At 63.0% G+C, this 15,900-nt stretch carries 17 protein-coding genes; 6 read left to right on the top strand and 11 right to left on the bottom strand.

Annotated elements, in window-relative coordinates:
* Positions 1 to 47: 47 nt before the first annotated feature.
* The gene (locus tag P3W85_RS15160; protein ID WP_276265399.1) at positions 48 to 1,076 is read right to left on the bottom strand and encodes a sugar phosphate isomerase/epimerase family protein; all 1,029 of its coding nucleotides are present in this window, start codon (positions 1,074 to 1,076) and stop codon (positions 48 to 50) included.
* On the bottom strand, positions 1,043 to 1,948 hold the full coding sequence (locus P3W85_RS15155) for an intradiol ring-cleavage dioxygenase (RefSeq protein ID WP_276265398.1): 906 nt from the start codon (positions 1,946 to 1,948) through the stop codon (positions 1,043 to 1,045). Before P3W85_RS15155 ends, P3W85_RS15160 begins: the two co-directional genes overlap by 34 nt.
* Positions 1,949 to 2,155: 207 nt before the next feature.
* Here P3W85_RS15155 and P3W85_RS15150 point away from each other — a divergent pair, with 207 nt between their 5' ends.
* Positions 2,156 to 3,070, top strand: coding sequence for a LysR family transcriptional regulator (locus tag P3W85_RS15150; RefSeq protein WP_276265397.1), 915 nt, complete (start codon positions 2,156 to 2,158; stop codon positions 3,068 to 3,070).
* Between the two features lie 98 nt (positions 3,071 to 3,168).
* On the opposite strand, the gene P3W85_RS15145 is transcribed toward P3W85_RS15150, so the two are convergent.
* The 8 genes from P3W85_RS15145 to P3W85_RS15110 all read right to left on the bottom strand — a co-directional run bounded on the left by P3W85_RS15145 (position 3,169) and on the right by P3W85_RS15110 (position 10,300).
* Positions 3,169 to 3,999: an IclR family transcriptional regulator gene (locus P3W85_RS15145; RefSeq protein WP_276265396.1), complete on the bottom strand. Its 831-nt coding sequence runs from the start codon at positions 3,997 to 3,999 to the stop codon at positions 3,169 to 3,171.
* Between the two features lie 435 nt (positions 4,000 to 4,434).
* Entirely contained in the window at positions 4,435 to 6,009 is a 1,575-nt protein-coding gene (locus P3W85_RS15140) for a UxaA family hydrolase (RefSeq protein WP_276265395.1), read from the bottom strand.
* Between the two features lie 33 nt (positions 6,010 to 6,042).
* Complete coding sequence (locus tag P3W85_RS15135; protein ID WP_276265394.1) at positions 6,043 to 6,843, bottom strand: transporter substrate-binding domain-containing protein; 801 nt, start codon at positions 6,841 to 6,843, stop codon at positions 6,043 to 6,045.
* A 46-nt stretch (positions 6,844 to 6,889) separates the two neighbouring features.
* Positions 6,890 to 7,618 carry an amino acid ABC transporter ATP-binding protein gene (locus tag P3W85_RS15130; RefSeq protein ID WP_276265393.1) on the bottom strand — a complete coding sequence of 243 codons (729 nt, stop codon included), beginning with the start codon at positions 7,616 to 7,618 and terminating at the stop codon, positions 6,890 to 6,892.
* Positions 7,619 to 7,650: 32 nt separating this feature from the next.
* Positions 7,651 to 8,298, bottom strand: a complete 648-nt coding sequence (locus tag P3W85_RS15125; RefSeq protein WP_276265392.1) for an amino acid ABC transporter permease — start codon at positions 8,296 to 8,298, stop codon at positions 7,651 to 7,653.
* Positions 8,299 to 8,325: 27 nt separating this feature from the next.
* Entirely contained in the window at positions 8,326 to 9,009 is a 684-nt protein-coding gene (locus P3W85_RS15120) for an amino acid ABC transporter permease (RefSeq protein ID WP_276265391.1), read from the bottom strand.
* A 36-nt stretch (positions 9,010 to 9,045) separates the two neighbouring features.
* Positions 9,046 to 9,795 carry an SDR family NAD(P)-dependent oxidoreductase gene (locus P3W85_RS15115; protein WP_276265390.1) on the bottom strand — a complete coding sequence of 250 codons (750 nt, stop codon included), beginning with the start codon at positions 9,793 to 9,795 and terminating at the stop codon, positions 9,046 to 9,048.
* Positions 9,773 to 10,300 (bottom strand): 2,4'-dihydroxyacetophenone dioxygenase family protein, encoded by a 528-nt coding sequence (locus tag P3W85_RS15110; protein WP_276265389.1) that lies wholly within the window; start codon positions 10,298 to 10,300, stop codon positions 9,773 to 9,775. The genes P3W85_RS15115 and P3W85_RS15110 overlap by 23 nt, the downstream gene beginning before the upstream one ends.
* Positions 10,301 to 10,836: 536 nt before the next feature.
* On the opposite strand from P3W85_RS15110, the gene P3W85_RS15105 reads away from it, so the two are divergent.
* The 5 genes from P3W85_RS15105 (at position 10,837) to P3W85_RS45330 (ending at position 14,980) form a co-directional block, all read left to right on the top strand.
* On the top strand, positions 10,837 to 11,364 hold the full coding sequence (locus P3W85_RS15105) for a 2,4'-dihydroxyacetophenone dioxygenase family protein (protein WP_276265388.1): 528 nt from the start codon (positions 10,837 to 10,839) through the stop codon (positions 11,362 to 11,364).
* A gap of 247 nt (positions 11,365 to 11,611) precedes the next feature.
* On the top strand, positions 11,612 to 12,589 hold the full coding sequence (locus P3W85_RS15100) for a Bug family tripartite tricarboxylate transporter substrate binding protein (RefSeq protein WP_276265387.1): 978 nt from the start codon (positions 11,612 to 11,614) through the stop codon (positions 12,587 to 12,589).
* A 65-nt stretch (positions 12,590 to 12,654) separates the two neighbouring features.
* Complete coding sequence (locus tag P3W85_RS15095; protein ID WP_276265412.1) at positions 12,655 to 13,377, top strand: SDR family NAD(P)-dependent oxidoreductase; 723 nt, start codon at positions 12,655 to 12,657, stop codon at positions 13,375 to 13,377.
* Between the two features lie 44 nt (positions 13,378 to 13,421).
* Complete coding sequence (locus P3W85_RS15090; protein WP_276265386.1) at positions 13,422 to 14,495, top strand: Ldh family oxidoreductase; 1,074 nt, start codon at positions 13,422 to 13,424, stop codon at positions 14,493 to 14,495.
* A gap of 35 nt (positions 14,496 to 14,530) precedes the next feature.
* The gene (locus P3W85_RS45330; protein WP_346430266.1) at positions 14,531 to 14,980 is read left to right on the top strand and encodes a hypothetical protein; all 450 of its coding nucleotides are present in this window, start codon (positions 14,531 to 14,533) and stop codon (positions 14,978 to 14,980) included.
* Here the strand turns inward: P3W85_RS45330 and P3W85_RS15080 are convergent.
* Positions 14,952 to 15,900: Bug family tripartite tricarboxylate transporter substrate binding protein (locus tag P3W85_RS15080; RefSeq protein WP_346430265.1), on the bottom strand; the 949-nt coding region annotated here is incomplete at its 5' end. The genes P3W85_RS45330 and P3W85_RS15080 overlap by 29 nt on opposite strands.

The raw sequence follows: 15,900 nt of genomic DNA, 5'->3' as shown, positions 1-15,900 counted from the left end.
CGCGCCTTCCGCGCCACAGCGTTGCTGTCAGGTCAGGTGGTCACTAATCAGGCTGCCGGCTTGGCCGATCGGGCTTTTGCGGCCTCGAACTGAGCCATCGTGCTATCGAACGCACGCTTTGCCATCACGTCGAGCGGCAGGCGGCGGAAATGCTCGGAGATGATCTCCACGCCGTAGTAGGGGCCCGCAAAGCCTGCCACCTGTACGGCCTGGATGAATGCGGGCGGATCGAACGATCCTTCACCGCAAAGCCGGCGCTGGAAGCGGGTGTCATCGAACAGGGTTCCCTGGATCTCGTCCACCGCGTCGTCGAGTTCGACCGATTTCAGGAAACGCGCCGGAATCCGCGCAACGTCTTCGTAGGAGCCGCCACCGCGGCAAACGTGCCAGTTGTCCACCGTCAGTCCGCCATTCGGCTGGTCGGCGGCTTCGACGATCGCCAGTGAGTCGGCAATGCCACGAATCGGCGAGAAAGGCATGAATTCGAGCGAGACCGTCGCGCCGACTTCGGCAACGTCCTGGCACAGCTTCGCAAACTCATCCGCCATCTTTGCCGTGCTCGGCGGATTCCGGTCGAGATGGCTCGCGCCGATCTTGAGATTCTTCATGCCCAGCGCACCGCCGAGCTCGATCACGTCGCGGCGGAAGGCGTCGGATTTGATCCGCCGCTCGTCATCGGTGTACCAATCGACCAGGATCTCAAGCTCGAAATGCTTGATCCCGTTGTCGTCCAGGATATGCCTGACGCCGGCCAGCCCCTGCTTGTCGATGGTCGCCTGCAGGTCGCTGAGGACCAGGCCAAGCCCTGTCCAGCCCGCCTTTGCGGCGGCTGCCGCGCGGTCCTGTAGCGGGTAGGGACTGACCTCGCTGGGGGCACAGGGATAGACGTCGCCAGCTAGGGTCCAATATGCAGCCAGCAGATCGATTTGGGATGCGCTCATGTCTAAAGACTCACAGAAGAGAAAAACAACAATTTCGGCACGCAGCGTATTGCCACTGACAGAATGTCGGGATAAACGATGCCAGTGCCAAGGGGCGACCGTCAGCGCGCCAGTGGCGCCAGGGTGAAGTCCCATGCAACCGACCAGAACGGTGCCGTCAGGCCTGCGCTTTCCGCTGCAGCGGGATCCTCGACCCGTCGGAAATCCGCGACCAACTCACGCTTCACACCGAACACGGCGTCCTGGTGCAGATAGGGGCAATCGGGGGTGAAGATATGCGTGATCACGGGCTCGTAGCCCGGAGCCGAAACGATGAAATGCAGGTGCGCGGCGCGGTTGGGATGTCGCCCGATCTTCTCCAGCAGTTGCCCGACGGGGCCATCGGACGGAATCGGATAGTGGCGGGGCTTTACCGACCGGAACCAGTAACTGCCTTCGGCATCGGCGGTGAACGTGCCGCGCAAATTGGATTCCGGCTGGATTCCAAGCTGCTGGACATCGTAGAAGCCGTCGTTGTTGGTCTGCCAGACTTCGAGCTTCGCGTGGGGAACTGGGTTGTTCGCCGTATCGACGACACGGCCCGACACAATCAGCGGTTCGCCTTTGCCGTCCAGGCAAATGTTGTGACCGAGTTCATAGTTGGGGGAGTTCTCCACATAGAACGGCCCCAGGATCGTGTTCGGCGTGGCACCACTCGGTCGACGATGGTTGATGGCGTCTACCAGCATCGAGACGCCGAGCACATCGGACAGCAGGATGTATTCTTGGCGCCACTCGTTGCACATCTGGCCGGTCGCGGTGAGGAACTGAATCGCCGCAAGCCATTCGGCATGGGTCGGTTCAATTTCTTTGACCGCTGCGTGCAGGTGCCTGACGAACACTTCCATGACCTGGCGCAACCGCGAATCGGCCTGCGCTCCCATCCGCGAATTGACCACTGCGTCAGAGCCCGCTTCCTCGAAGTATGGTAGCTCAGCGGCCGGTGAGGCACGTTCATCCTGGTTCATGCTGTCTCCAAAATATTTGTATGTGTTGTTCAAATTCCGACCGCGAAGGCAGTATATATTCGCAATCAACGGTGAAAAATGCGCACACAGCAAATGTCCTTTGCGCATGCCGGGAAAATCAGGACCATTCACCCCATTGAAATTTCTCACCATAAGCAACAAAGATTTGCATTTATGCCAAATCGTTGTTCATATCAGAGGTAAAGCATGGACCCATTCCGGGAAATCGAATTGTTTGTGCATGTTGCGGACTTGGGCAACATCAGCCGAGCGGCAGAAGCACTGGATCTCTCGACCTCCGCCGCCAGCCGCTTGCTGGTCGGGCTCGAGGCGCGTTTGGGCGTGAAACTGATACAGCGCACGACCCGCAGGCTGTACCTGACCGAGATCGGCGAGGAGTTCCACAGGCGCTGCAAGTCCATCCTCTCGGAAATGCGCGAGGCCGAAGAAATCGCCAGCGAAGCCGCCGTCAATCCGACTGGCCTGCTCCGGGTCTCTGCCTCGCTCTCCTTTTGCATGCTTCATATCGAGCCACTTCTGCCCGAGTTCACCTCACGCTACCCCGACATCACAGTGGATGTCGTTTCCGCCAACCGCTATCTGGACATCATTGAAAACGGCGTAGACGTGGCGATCCGGACGCGGCCGTTCGAAGTGGACAGCAACATCACCATCCGGCGACTGGCAGAAACGCGTCGCATCTTCGCCGCATCGCCCCGGTACCTTGAGCGGTACGGCACCCCGACCTCGCCTGACGACCTCAAGGCTCACAAGATGCTGATCTACACGTATGCGCTGAATCCCGAAGAACTGGCGCTGAAGCACGGTAGCAGTTCCGTGCTCGTCAAGGTCAAGCCGGCCTTGTCGGCCAATGACGGTCAGATTGTTCGGCGCGCGGCCATCGATGGCATGGGTATCCTCGTTCAGCCGAAGTACATCGTTTATGCTGACCTGCAGGCAGGGACGCTTGTGCCAATCCTGGACGACTGGGAACTGCCCCGCCTGACCATGAACATCGCGTTCCAGACGCGTACCCACCTGCCGGCGAAGGCCCGTCTGTTCATCGAGGCCTTAACCGAGCGCTTCCGTATTAACGATTTCGAGCGCCTGTGGACATCATAGGGTGAAGGTCAATCTGCACGCACTTGGCCACACGAGCCCAAATGGTCAATCTGCGATGAAACAGATCTCAGTGACGATAACGGACAACGGCGCGACTCTCAGAAGGAGTCCGTATCGGCAAAGGCTGGTGTCTCTGCGATGCGCTGAGAGATGACTCTGCAGGTTTCCAGCAATGGCTGCACATAGGCGTGCAAAGGATCCTCTTTTTGGCGGAATCGCAACGTGCTGACGCTGATTGCGGCAATGGGCTGCCCTTGACGTCCAAAGATGGCTGCACCAAAACAATAAATGCCCGCTTCTTGTTCCTCCTCGTCGACTGACCAGCCACGACCGCGTATATCGACCAGCTGCGCGCGCAGGCCAGCTAGTGTCGTGATGGTATTGGGTGTGTAGCGAGTGAGGGGACGTGGCAACTCCCGTAGCAACGTATCGCAAGCGGTGTCTTCGAGCGCGGCGAGATAGGCCTTCCCTACCGCAGTCGAGTGGAGAGAGACGTTTGTTCCGATACGGGAAGTCATGCGCACGGCACTCGGGCTTTCCAGCTTTTCCACATAAACCATGTGGTGACCATTCAGCACGGCCAAATGGACTGTTTCGCCTGTGATGTCGCGCAACTGTTTGAGGTCTTCTACCGACGCCAGCCGCAACTCCGACCGCCCCCAGCTCCGGTTGGCCAATTGAATCAGACGCGGCCCGAGTGCCAGGCGGCCCGTTTGAGGGCTCTCCTCCAGGAGTCGCTCCGCGACCAGAGCAGCCACGGTGCGATAGACAGTCGGGCGCGGATAGCCGCTCAGCTTGCTGAGTTCCGCGATGGTCAAAGGCTCAGGCGTATCGGCCACAAGCTGCAGTAAGTGCATGAACTTGGAGAATGCGGCCGTTCCGGCAATCTGCGAGGATGCCCGTGGCGCGGGCGACGACGATTTGGTCATGGCGAATCTGAGATAGGACAAACCCTTCGGGGAATCTTCATGATCCGCTCGAAGGCTGGACGGCTGCCGGTTTGCACCGACCTGCATTTTTTGAACTGTCTCGAATTGTACCGGGGTCTGGCGTAGCCGAGTGCCGAATGGCGCCGCTGCGGCTCGTAGAACAGCTCGAAATTGGTATGCAGCCGCGCCCCTGGGTGTGCGCTCGATAGCCCAGTTACCCGGGGACCGCAGGTCTGGTGCCATGAACCAGACCTGGGCAGCCTGATCCAGGCCCAAAACCTGCGGGCTGGGCGGACCCAGCTCAGACCCCACATCGGCAATGCAAGCGCTCAATTCAAGCATATTGTCACCGCCCACGTTCCGCGTACCCATCGTTTGCGGCATGCCGCAGTAACGGAGATGCGCAGTCAGGAGTCATGGGACCAGTCTGCAAACTCAGACGACCACGCTGATCTGCCAAGGCACGAACTCCTGCTGACCATAGCCATGGCATTCGCTGCGCGAGCGCTCTCCCGACGCGATGTCCAGCAGTCGCTGGAACAGTTCGGCGCCCAGTTCAGGAATGGTGCGCCGGCCTTCCAGAATTTCGCCGCAGTTCAGGTCCATGTCGTCCGACTGGCGCTCCCACAGTGCGGTGTTGGTGGCCAGTTTGAAGGAAGGCGATGGCGCACACCCGTAGGCCGAGCCGCGGCCGGTGGTGAAGCAGATCAGGTTGGCGCCGCCGGCCACCTGGCCGGTGGCCGAGATCGGGTCGTAGCCAGGCGTGTCCATGAACACCAGCCCGTGAGCCTGCACTGGCTGGGCATACTCGTAGACCTCCACCAGGTTGGTCGACCCGGCCTTCGCGATTCCGCCTAGCGACTTCTCCAGCACCGTGGTCAGGCCGCCGGCCTTGTTGCCCGACGACGGGTTGTTGTTCATCGCGGCGCCGTTGCGGGCGCAGTGGGCCTCCCACCAGCGAATGCGCTCAACCAGCTTGCGACCGACGTCTGGCGTCTGAGCGCGGCGAGTGAGCAGGTGCTCGGCGCCATAGATCTCGGGCGTCTCCGACAGAATGGCCGTGCCGCCGTGCTGCACCAGCAAGTCGACCGCCGCACCGAGAACCGGGTTGGCGGAGATACCGGAATAGCCATCGGAGCCACCACACTGCAGCCCCACGATCAGATAGCTTGCCGGCACCGTCTCGCGCCGCACCGCATTGGCAGCGGGGAGCATCTCGCGGATAAGCTCAATGCCGCGCGCGATGGTCTTGGTGGTGCCGCCCGTGTCCTGGATCGTGAATGCGCGCAAGCGTTCATTGTCCTGCAGGCCCTGGGTCGCCAGCAGCCGTGGGATCTGGTTGGTTTCGCAGCCCAAGCCGATCACCAACAGGCTCGCGAAGTTGGGATGGCAAGCGTAGCCCCCAAGCGTGCGCTGCAGGAGAGCTAGGCCCTCGCCTTCGGAATCCATGGCGCAGCCGGTGCCGTGGGTGAGAGCCACGACGCCGTCCACGTTCGGGAAATCTGCCAGCGCCTCCGGGTGGATGTCGCGGCGGAAATGGTCGGCGATGGCGCGTGCCACGGTGGCCGAGCAGTTGACCGAGGTCAGGATGCCGATGTAATTGCGCGTTGCCACCCGGCCATCGGCCCGGACGATGCCCTGGAAGGTGGCCGGCGCAGGCGCCGGAATGGTGGGACGCGCCTCCTCGCCGAAAGCGTAGTCGCGGGCGAAATCGCCCATCGCCAGGTTGTGCGTATGCACGTGCTGGCCAGGCTGGATCGCCTGGCTCGCGAAGCCGATGATCTGCCCGTAGCGCCGGACGGGCGTTCCCGGTGCGATGGCGCGCGTGGCCATCTTGTGGCCGGGCGGAATCAGCCCGGCGACGGTGATCCCTTCCGAGGGGACGGGCGTGCCGGACACCAGTTGGCCCAGCGAGATGACGACATCGTCCTGCGGGTGCAGCCGGATGACGCGCGCGACCCCGGGCGTGGAGGAGGAAGGCGTGGAGGATTCTGCGGTGGGAGTCTGCATGGCAGTAGTGAAGGAGTGTGGTCTCTGCGCGGTTTATTGAAGCACTTCCGGTGGCAGGGGCATGCCGAAGTAGCGTTTGTAGATCTCGTTCAAATTGCCGTTCTTGAGGTTGGTCTTGACCCAGCCGTCGAGCCAGGCTTTTAGCTCGGGCTCGTTCTTGCGCAGGCCAATGCCGTACGGGTAGGCCTTCACGGCGAACTTGGGGACGATGTCGCGCGACGGGTTGGCCTTCTTCACGGCCGAGATAACGCTGGGCGGGGTTGCGATGAAATCCTGCTGCCCGGTGGCCACGGCGGTGTTGGTGGTGGCATCGTCCTCGTAGCGCACGATGCCGACACCCGGGATCCCCTTGCTGCCGCGGGTCAGTTCCTGGTCGCTCGTGGTGCCGCGGGTGACTGCGATGGTCTTGCCGGACAGGTCAGCGAAGGACGTGACCTTGGCGGACGCGGGCCCGCCAACCACGATCGGCACCACGCCGTAGGGCTCGGAGAAGTCGATCACCTTCTTGCGGTCCTCGGTGATGGAGAAGGAAGCCATCACCACGTCGGCCTTGCGGCTGAGCAGGAACGGCACGCGGTTCGGGCCAGTTACCGGAACGATCTGCAGCGCCACGCCCAGATCTTGCGCCAGCAGCTTTGCCGCCTCGACGTCGGAACCCACCTGCCGGGCCTGGTCGTCAATCATGCCGTAGGGCGGCGCGCCAATGTCGACCGCAACCAGGATCGTCTTGCGCTGCTTGATGGTGTCCAGCGAGTTGGCCGCGTGTGCCGCTGTAGCGCCTGCGGCGAGCGAGAGCGCGGCCAGGGCGAAGAAAAGGTGTCGGGTGAGCTTCATGGGGCGTGTCTCCTGCTTATAGTGAAAAGTGAAATGGCTGCCCGGCTCACAGGCCGTTGGCCACGAACTGCTGCAGCTCTGGAGTGGAGGGGTGGCTTAGCAGGTCGTCGCTGCCGCGCTCCCAGACGATGCCCTGGTGCATGAACATGATCTGGTCGGCCACCGAGCGGGCAAATGCCATCTCGTGTGTGACCAGCACCATCGTCATGCCGTCCTGTGCCAACCGCTCGATGACGCGCAGCACTTCGCCGGTGAGCTGTGGGTCAAGGGCGGAGGTTACTTCGTCGAACAGCATCAGCTTGGGCTCCATGGCCAGCGAGCGCGCGATGGCCGCGCGCTGCTGCTGGCCGCCGGAGAGTTGTTCCGGGTAGTAGTGGGCGCGCTCTTCCAGCCCCACCTTCTGCAGCATCTGCATGCCCAGGTCATCGGCTTGCTTGCGCGGCATATGCTTGACCTTGCGCGGCGCCAGGGTCACGTTCTGCAGCACTGTCAGGTGGGGGAAGAGGTTGTAGCTCTGGAACACGATGCCGACTTCTTGCCGCAGCGCCAGCAGGTCGACCGTGCCCGAATGCATGGCCCGGCCGCAGACATGCAGCTCGCCGCCCTGGATGGTTTCCAGGCCGTTGATGCAGCGCAGCGCCGTGGTCTTGCCCGAGCCGCTACGGCCAATCAGCGCGACCACCTGGCCGCGCCCGACCGAGAAGTTCACATCCTTGAGGATCTGCACGTCGCCGAACGACTTGCAGACTTTGTGAAAGCGGACGATGTCATCCATGGGAAATTCCTTGTTCTGTGCGGTGGCCGTGCTCAGCGCCGGGCCAGGCGTTTCTCGAGGCGGTACGCCAGCGAAGAGAGCGGGTAGCAGATCGCGAAGTACAGCAGCGCGGCCAGCGTGAAGACCACGAAGGGCTTGAAGGTGGAGTTGTTCACCACCCGTGCGGAGTAGGTCAGGTCGAAGAAGCCGATGACGACGGCATAGGACGAGTTCTTGACGATCTGCACCAGGAATCCCACTGTCGGCGCGATAGCGATGCGCACCGCCTGCGGCAAGATCACGTGGACCACGCGCTGCAGCGGCCGCAGTGCCAGGCATTCAGCGGCTTCCCACTGCGTGCGCGGGACGGCTTGGAGGCAGCCCTTCCAGATCTCGCCGAGGTAGGCGCTGGCATAGGCCGTCATGGCGAGCCCTGCGGCCACCAGCGAGGGCAGCTCGAAGCCCGCGATGCTGATGCCGAAGTAGCACAGGAACATGATCACTGGCAGCGGGATGCCCTGGATCAGCTTCACATAGGCACCGGCCACGCCGCGCAGCAGCCAGCCGCCGCGGCTAAGCGCCAGCGCGATCGGCAGGCCCGCCAGCAAGCCGCCGACGAAACCCATGAGCGCGAGCACCAGCGTCCAGCCCGCCCCCTTAAAGATAAAGGCGATCTGATCGAGCGAGATTCCGAACAGCATTCTGTTTTCCTTGTGTGGGCCGGTGACTCAGAGCGGCGTCTTGAGGCGACGGCGGCGGGGGAACGCGGCGTTGGCTAGGCCGGCCATGGTCAACCGCAACAGCCAGGACATGGCGAGGTAGACGACGGCGATGACGAGGTAGATCTCGAAGCCGCGGAAGGTCTCGGACTGGATGACGTAACCGACCGCCGTCAGCTCTTCTGCGGAGATTTGCGACATGATGGAAGTGGCCAGCATCATCAGGACAAACTGGCTGATAAGCGCTGGGTACATGCGCTCCACCGCCTGCGGCAGGATGACAAGGCGCAGCATCTTCCAGCGTGACATTCCCAGGCAGGATGCCGCTTCCAGCTGGCCGCGCGGAACGGACTCGATGCCGGCCCGCACGATCTCGGCAGTGTAGGCCGACACGTTGATCACCAGCGCGATGACCGCAGCCGCGAGCGCCGGCACCCGAACCTGAATCGCGGCGAGGCCGAAGAACAGCCAGAAGGCCTGGACCACCAGCGGCGTGTTGCGAAGCGCCTCCACATAGAAGCCCACCGCCTTGCGCAGCAGGGGGCCGCCCTGCGTGCGGGCCACGGCGAGCGCCACGCCGACGACGAAGCCAAGCACGATGGTAGTGAGGGACATGCGCAGGGTCAGCAGCATGCCGTCGAACAGTGCGCGCCAGTACGTCGTGAGGAAGCTGAAGTCGAATTCGTAATTCATGCGCTTGTGGGGTTCAGATAATCGTTTGCGCCGACGTCAGTAGGTGGCGCGCCCGCCAGACAGGTCAAAGACGGCGCCGGTGCTGAACGTGCATGACCCTGAGCACAACCAGGTCACCAGTTCTGCGACTTCTTCGGATTCACCCAATCGCCCCATGGGGCTTTTGTCGATCATGGTTTGCACGTGCGTCGGCGACATCTGTTCCAGCAGATCCGTTCGAATCGCGGCAGGTGCCACGGCGTTCACACGAATGCCGGTTTCGGCCAGTTCTTTTCCTAGTGATTTGGTTAGAGCCATGACTCCCGCCTTGGCAGCGCTGTAGGCTGACGCATTCGGTGTTCCCTCCTTGCCTGCAAGCGACGCAATGTTGACGATGCGGCCAGTCCCTTCGCGCCGCATGGCGGGAACAATTGCCCGGCAAGTGTTGAAGGTACCGACAAGGTTGACCTGGACGATGCGTTCCCACACGGCCGGGTCGTACGTTTCCAGTGGCTGGGTTGGGCCAGCGTAGCCAGCGCTGTTGACCAATATGTCGATGCGCCCCAATTCCGAAAGCGTTTGTTGACAGGCCTGAAACACGCTGTCGGCATCCATCACGTCCACGCGCCACTGGTGGCCAGTGTCCTGGGGAGCCAAATCCCAGACAGCCACAGTGGCTCCGTGACCGGTCAACTGGCGCGCAATGGCGGCACCGATGCCCTGGCCACCGCCCGTGACTACAGCTACGAGCCCTGAAAAGTCGTAATTAGCCACGCTTGTGGCTTTAGCGGATGAATTGATTGACATAGTCTTGGCCCAACCCGACCTCGGTAAAGTGTTTCTTGCACATTTCGATCTTCGTGAATACATCCTCGTAGCCGTTTCCTTTGCCCCAAGGGTCGGTGTAGTACATGATCCCGTTGACCTGGAAATAGGTAATCATTTCCTCGACGTCTGGTGGCACATACAGTGTGTGGGTTTCGCCGGGCGGCTCGAACACGTAGCTGCCTTCGGTCGCTTCCCAATCGTGCTCCAGATAGCGCCAGCGGCCTTTAAGCACGAAACCATGCACTGCTTGCGGGTGCCGGTGGCGACTCAGCACGCCTGACTTGCGCACACGCAGCAAATTCATCCAGTAGCCCTGGCTTGCGTTCAGGCATAGGGGCCGAAACCAGACGTTTTCCGCCTGAGGCACCCACAGCCTCTCGTCGGTCGGAATTGCGTTGGAGATGACAATTTCAGGCGATGCCTCCGCAGGGTTGGGATATTGATACGGCATCAACGGCTGCGTATCTGGTTGTTCGGTCGGCATATTTAATGTCCACAATGTGGTCTAGTTGTTTACTTTGTGGACTAAGTTTAGCATTGAACCAACTTTGTCATACGGGGGTTTTCCCCAGGACGATGCGTTGTCGTGTTCTTGTGGATCCAGCGCCATCTCACCGTTACGTGGCCCGGCTGCCGCGGTTATTCGCGCGCCAGCGCGACATCGAGCAATGGATGTCCTGCGCGCCAGTCCATCAGTCCGGAAGTACGGCCGGCGTCCGCGCCTCGGTCACATGAAGGCCCGGAAGCCACGACATTCCCGCTACTCAAGACGCTCGGCATCGGAGTGGCCGCCATGGGGTGCTGTCGCGTGTCGCGCGGGCTGCTCGGTGGTTCGAAGCCCCGAGGCCGGGGATTTCCATAGCCACCTGCGGCGCTTCAGTGGCTGGGTTTCTTCAAGGAAGAGATGCGGCAAGAGGGTGTCCCGGCAAGTCGGCGAGGGAAAACCCTCCTTTTCCCGGGCGAAGCCTCTCCCTAGAATAAATCCATATTGTAGTCATAATATCCACTATATGGACAAATATGCCACTCGATACGCCTGACATCGAACCGCTTACCCCGTACCAATTTCCCAACCCCAGGGATGCGCGCCCCGAAATCGTCGTGCCGCAAGCCATCCCCACCGATGAACGCCTGTGGGTGCCGCAGGCGGAAAACGTCTGGTTTCGGCCGCTATGCCTGAATGCAAGCCAAGGCTATTGGATGAACCTGCTGCGCGTGCGCAAATCCGGGGTCCTGAGCCGCCATCGTCATCCGCAGGCGGTCCACGGCTTCGTTCTCAAGGGCCGCTGGCGCTACCTCGAGCACGACTGGGAAGCGACGGAAGGCAGCTATGTCTTTGAACCGCCTGGCGAGACCCACACGCTGTATGTGCCGCCCGACGTGGAGGAAATGATCACGTACTTCCAGGTCAACGGGGTCATGTACTACACGGACCCATGGGGGAAAGGCATGGGATTCGAAGACGTGTTCACCAAGATCGAGATGTGCCGCACGCATTTCGAGGCGGTAGGCCTGGGGGCCGACTACGCCGATCAATTCATCCGGTAGCGATGATGCAATCCCGTGCGCACGACGGCTTTCGGGAAAGGGGGTTTTCATGCCGCAGACGTGAGCGATGCCGTCACGCTGCATGCCGCCAGGCAATAGGCACTGCAGCGATACCGTCGCATCGACGGCCTGGTCAATGTCCGGCGGCCGCACGACCTGTTTGCGCAGAGTCCAACGCGCAGCTGCGGCGCAAGCTGGTATCGCAGCAAGCCAACATCATCCTGAATAAGAAATGGAGACAAGTCCCGTGAAAAAAATCGCCTTTCGCTTCTGTTGTGGACTTCACCTGGGCGTGGCGCTGCTGGGTTCCGCCGGCACCCAGGCTTACGCGCAGGGCACTGCCTATCCCTCGCATGCCATCGAACTGGTGGTGCCCTTCCAGGCGGGGGGCGGGACGGATGCGTTGGCGCGGGCGTTTGCGGATTCTGCGCGAAAGCACCTGCCGCAGAACGTGATCGTGGTGAACAAGCCCGGCGCAAGCGGGGCGATCGGCTGGGCGGAGGTGGCCAATGCAAAGCCCGATGGCTACAAGTTGTCCCTGGTGACGGCCGACATCACGATCGTCCCGCACCTTGGGCTGACCAAGCTCACGTACGAAAACCTCACGCCGGTTGCGCGGCTGAATGTCGACCCTTCCGCGATCACCGTGCGCGGCGATTCGCCATACACAACCGTGGAGGCATTCCTCGATGCTGCCCGCAAGAACCCGGGCGCGATCCGGGTCGGCAATGGAGGCAATGGATCGATCTGGCACCTTGCCGCGGCCGCGCTGGAAAACAAGACCGGCACCAGCTTCAATCACATTCCTTACCCGGGCGGGAATCCCGCGGTGCTGGCCTTGCTGGGCGGCCATATCGATGCGGTGACGGTGAGCCCCGCCGAAGTCTATCCCTATGTGGCCGCCGGCAAGCTGAAGACGCTGGCGGTCATGTCCGACAAGCGCGTGAAGGGCTTCGAGGCCGTGCCGACGTTGAAGGAGAGCAAGGTGGACTTGTCCATTGGCACATGGCGCGGCATTGCCGTGCCCCTTAGCACGCCGCCAGAAGTGGTGAACGTGCTTCGCGAAGCGATCGCCAGGACTGTCCGCGAGCCGGCGCTCAGGGACATGATGGACAAGCAGAACCTGGGCTTCTCCTATGCGGACCAGGATGAATTCAAGGCTGCGATCGCAAAGGACAACGCCTATTTCAAATCCCTGATCGGCAAGGTCGGCCTGCGCCAGTAGTTCTCCAACAGTGGCGGGGCGCTGGATTGACCGCCTCCCGCCACGCCTTTTTCCTCCGGATTACCATGACATTCCAGCCTGACCTCTTCAAGGACAAGCATGCCCTTGTCACCGGCGCGACCCAAGGCATAGGTGCAGCGGTGGCTAATGCCCTTGCCACGCTCGGTGCCAACGTGACCGCAGTGGGTATTGATCACGGTGACGGCTCGCTCGACGCCCGCATCGATGTCTGCCTGGCGGACGTGAGCAGCGAAGCCGATGTGGCTGCCCTATTCGGGAAACTGTCCGCGCTGGACATCCTGGTGAATTGTGCGGGCATCATTCGCCGCGGCGGCGCGGAGCATGACGTGGCGGTGTTCGAGCAGGTGGTCGCGGTGAACCTCACGGGCACGATGCGCATCTGCTGCGCCGCCCGTCCCCTGCTGGCCGCGCGGCGCGGCGTGATCGTGAATACGGCTTCGATGCTCAGTTTCTTCGGAGGCGCGCTGGTCCCAGGCTATGCCGCCAGCAAGGGAGGCGTTGCGCAGCTGACAAAGTCGCTGGCGTTAGCCTATGCCTCCGACGGCATCCGTGTGAACGCTGTCGCGCCGGGATGGATCGCCACGCCGCTCACGCAGGCGCTGCAGGAGGACCAGGCGCGCAGCGGCGCCATCTTGCAGCGCACGCCGCTGAGCCGCTGGGGCCGGCCCGAGGACATCGGGGACGCCGTGGCCTTCCTTTGCGCTCCGGCATCTGCATTCATTACAGGGGTCATCCTGCCGGTCGACGGCGGTTACCTGATTGCCTGAAAACCCGGGCGCGCCGGACGCGCCCCATCTCACAAGGAACTCCTATGTCAAGTCAATCCCCAGCCACCACACGCCATGACGCCGCCGCGCTGCGCACCATGGCCCGGGCCATGTTCGAGCGCGTGGGCATGCCCGCCGAGCGGGCCGCCGACGTGGCGGACATCCTGGTCGAAGGCGACCTGATGGGCCATGACACGCACGGCCTGCAACTGCTGCCCACCTATCTGGCCGAGATCGAAAGCGGCAGCATGGCGCTCAAGGAGGACTACGACGTGCTGGCCAACCGCGCCGCCGTGGCGACCTGGGACGGCAAGCGCCTGCCCGGGCCGTGGCTGACGCTGCGTGCGATGGAATGCGCGATGGCGCGGGCGCGCGACTACGGCACCGGCACGGTTACCATCCGGCGCGCCCACCATATCGCTTGCCTGGCAGCCTACCTGGAGCGGGCCACGCGGGCGGGTTTCGTGATGCTGCTGTACTCCTCGGCGCCGGCGGCCAAATCGGTGGCGCCGTTCGGCGGCACCCGTCCGGTGTTCTCGCCCAGCCCGATGGCGGTGGGCTTTCCCACGCCGCAGGGACCGGTGCTGATCGATGTCTCGACCTCCATCACCACGGTCGGGCTGACCACCCGGCTGTACAAGGAGGGCAAGCGCCTGCCGCACCAGTGGCTGATCGACGAGCACGGCAATGCCAGCGACGACCCCGCCGTCCTGTTCCCGCCGCATGCGGGCTCGATCCTGCCGCTGGGCGGCCTGGATGCCGGCCACAAGGGCTATGCACTGTCGCTGATGGTAGAGGCGCTGACGGCCGGCCTCGCCGGCCATGGCCGCGACGATCCGGGCAAGAACTGGGGCAATACCGTGTTCCTGCAGATACTGGACCCGTCGGCCTTTGCCGGCGAAGAGGCCTTTGCGGGACAAATGGGCTGGATCGCGTGGGCCTGCACCGACAACCCGCCACGGCCGGGCATGGATCGCGTGCGCCTGCCGGGGCAAGGCGCGCTGGAACGCAAGGCACGCCAGCTGCGCGATGGCGTGGCGCTGAACCCGGCCATCCTGCCGCAGCTCCAGCCCTGGCTGGAGAAGTTCGGCATGCAGGCCCCAGCGCCGCTGGCCTGAAGCATGGCGGGGCGCCCAGGCTGCCGGAAGCCGGCGTGCGCCTGCGCCACCTCTTCCTTCAGCGCGGGGCCCTGCACGGCAACCTCGTGGGGCCGCATGGCTGCGAAATCACCGGCATTGCCTATACGCCGGACTTGACCACCTTCTTCATCAATATCCAGCCCCCCACCGACAAGTGGCCCGACCCGAGCAAGCCGGCCAGGTCGTCGACCCTCGTGGTACAGCACAAGGAAGGCAAGCCGGTCGGCGCGCAAGCGGCGCGAACTGGTCTGCTTTCCGATCAAAAGCTCAAAAGCTTAAAGTCAAAGGCAGTTTCACCGCCCCTGCGGGGAGGCGGCCTGCTTTCTTGTCTCGCCATCGACCGACCATTCGCCGGGCCGATCTGCCTCGCCCTGCGGATCAGCTTCGTCGGCCGGGAGGGGAGGATGGCAAATGGATCCAACCCGCCAGCGCGCCTCACTCCGCCACGATCGATGCGCTCTTGACCAGCGCCTGGCTGCGGCCCAGCTCGTCGCGGATGGTGCGGGCCGTTTCCTCGCCGTTGCCGCTCTTGACGACAAAGCCCTGCGCGGCGAAGAGGTCGCGGGCCTTGGCGGCGCCCAGGGCCTTGGCCATGGCCTGCTGCAGGCGCAAGGTGATGTCCTTCGGCAGTCCCGCTGGCCCGATCAGCGCGATCCACGCGTCGTAGGCGTAACCCTTGACGCCGGATTCCGCCAGGGTCGGCACCCCCGGCAGGCTATCCAGGCGCGCCGGCGTACTGACCGCCAGCGCGCGCAGCTTGCCGGCCTTGATCTGTGGCAACGCGGATGGCGTGGCCAGGAACGCCGTGTTGATCTGCCCGCCCAGCACATCCGTCATCAAGGTGTTCACCCCCTTGTAGGGCACGTGCAGCATATCGATGCCGGCCTTCGCCTTGAGCAGTTCCCCGGCCAGATGCAGCACGCTGCCTTTGCCGGAAGAGCCATAGGCAAGACTGCCCGGATGCGCGCGCGCGGCCGCGATCAGCTCTTGAACGGTCTTGTAGGGTGACCCCGCGCCGACCACCAGCACCAGCGGCGTGGTGCCGATCAGCGCGACCGGGGTGATGTCCTTCACGCTGTCATAGGGAATATTGCGGTACAGCCCGGGATTGATGGCGTGGTTGGACGACACCACGGCAAGGGTGTAGCCATCGGCCGCGGCGGATACCAGTTGCCGCGTGCCGGGGATGCCGGCCGCGCCGGGAAGGTTCTCCACATAGAACGGTTGCCCGAGATCCTGGCCCATGCCCTCGGCCACCACCCGCGCCACCACATCGGCGGTTGAGCCGGGGGAATTCGGCACGATCAGGCGCACGGTCTTGGCGGGGTACTTGTCGGCGGCATGCGCCGCGGGGGTGCAGATAGCCGGGATGGCCAGGGCGGCG

It is taken from the genome of Cupriavidus basilensis (assembly GCF_029335485.1).
In the GTDB taxonomy this organism is placed as follows: Bacteria; Pseudomonadota; Gammaproteobacteria; order Burkholderiales; family Burkholderiaceae; genus Cupriavidus; species Cupriavidus basilensis_E.
Note: the sequence above shows the minus strand (reverse complement) of the source record. Positions and strands in the feature narration are given on the sequence as shown.

Coding starts and splice junctions, on each gene's coding strand:
- P3W85_RS15160 (WP_276265399.1), bottom strand. CDS start 1,076: ATGGGACTTCACCCTGGCGCCACTGGCGCGCTGACGGTCGCCCCTTGG.
- P3W85_RS15155 (WP_276265398.1), bottom strand. CDS start 1,948: ATGAACCAGGATGAACGTGCCTCACCGGCCGCTGAGCTACCATACTTC.
- P3W85_RS15150 (WP_276265397.1), top strand. CDS start 2,156: ATGGACCCATTCCGGGAAATCGAATTGTTTGTGCATGTTGCGGACTTG.
- P3W85_RS15145 (WP_276265396.1), bottom strand. CDS start 3,999: ATGACCAAATCGTCGTCGCCCGCGCCACGGGCATCCTCGCAGATTGCC.
- P3W85_RS15140 (WP_276265395.1), bottom strand. CDS start 6,009: ATGCAGACTCCCACCGCAGAATCCTCCACGCCTTCCTCCTCCACGCCC.
- P3W85_RS15135 (WP_276265394.1), bottom strand. CDS start 6,843: ATGAAGCTCACCCGACACCTTTTCTTCGCCCTGGCCGCGCTCTCGCTC.
- P3W85_RS15130 (WP_276265393.1), bottom strand. CDS start 7,618: ATGGATGACATCGTCCGCTTTCACAAAGTCTGCAAGTCGTTCGGCGAC.
- P3W85_RS15125 (WP_276265392.1), bottom strand. CDS start 8,298: ATGCTGTTCGGAATCTCGCTCGATCAGATCGCCTTTATCTTTAAGGGG.
- P3W85_RS15120 (WP_276265391.1), bottom strand. CDS start 9,009: ATGAATTACGAATTCGACTTCAGCTTCCTCACGACGTACTGGCGCGCA.
- P3W85_RS15115 (WP_276265390.1), bottom strand. CDS start 9,795: ATGTCAATCAATTCATCCGCTAAAGCCACAAGCGTGGCTAATTACGAC.
- P3W85_RS15110 (WP_276265389.1), bottom strand. CDS start 10,300: ATGCCGACCGAACAACCAGATACGCAGCCGTTGATGCCGTATCAATAT.
- P3W85_RS15105 (WP_276265388.1), top strand. CDS start 10,837: ATGCCACTCGATACGCCTGACATCGAACCGCTTACCCCGTACCAATTT.
- P3W85_RS15095 (WP_276265412.1), top strand. CDS start 12,655: ATGACATTCCAGCCTGACCTCTTCAAGGACAAGCATGCCCTTGTCACC.
- P3W85_RS15090 (WP_276265386.1), top strand. CDS start 13,422: ATGTCAAGTCAATCCCCAGCCACCACACGCCATGACGCCGCCGCGCTG.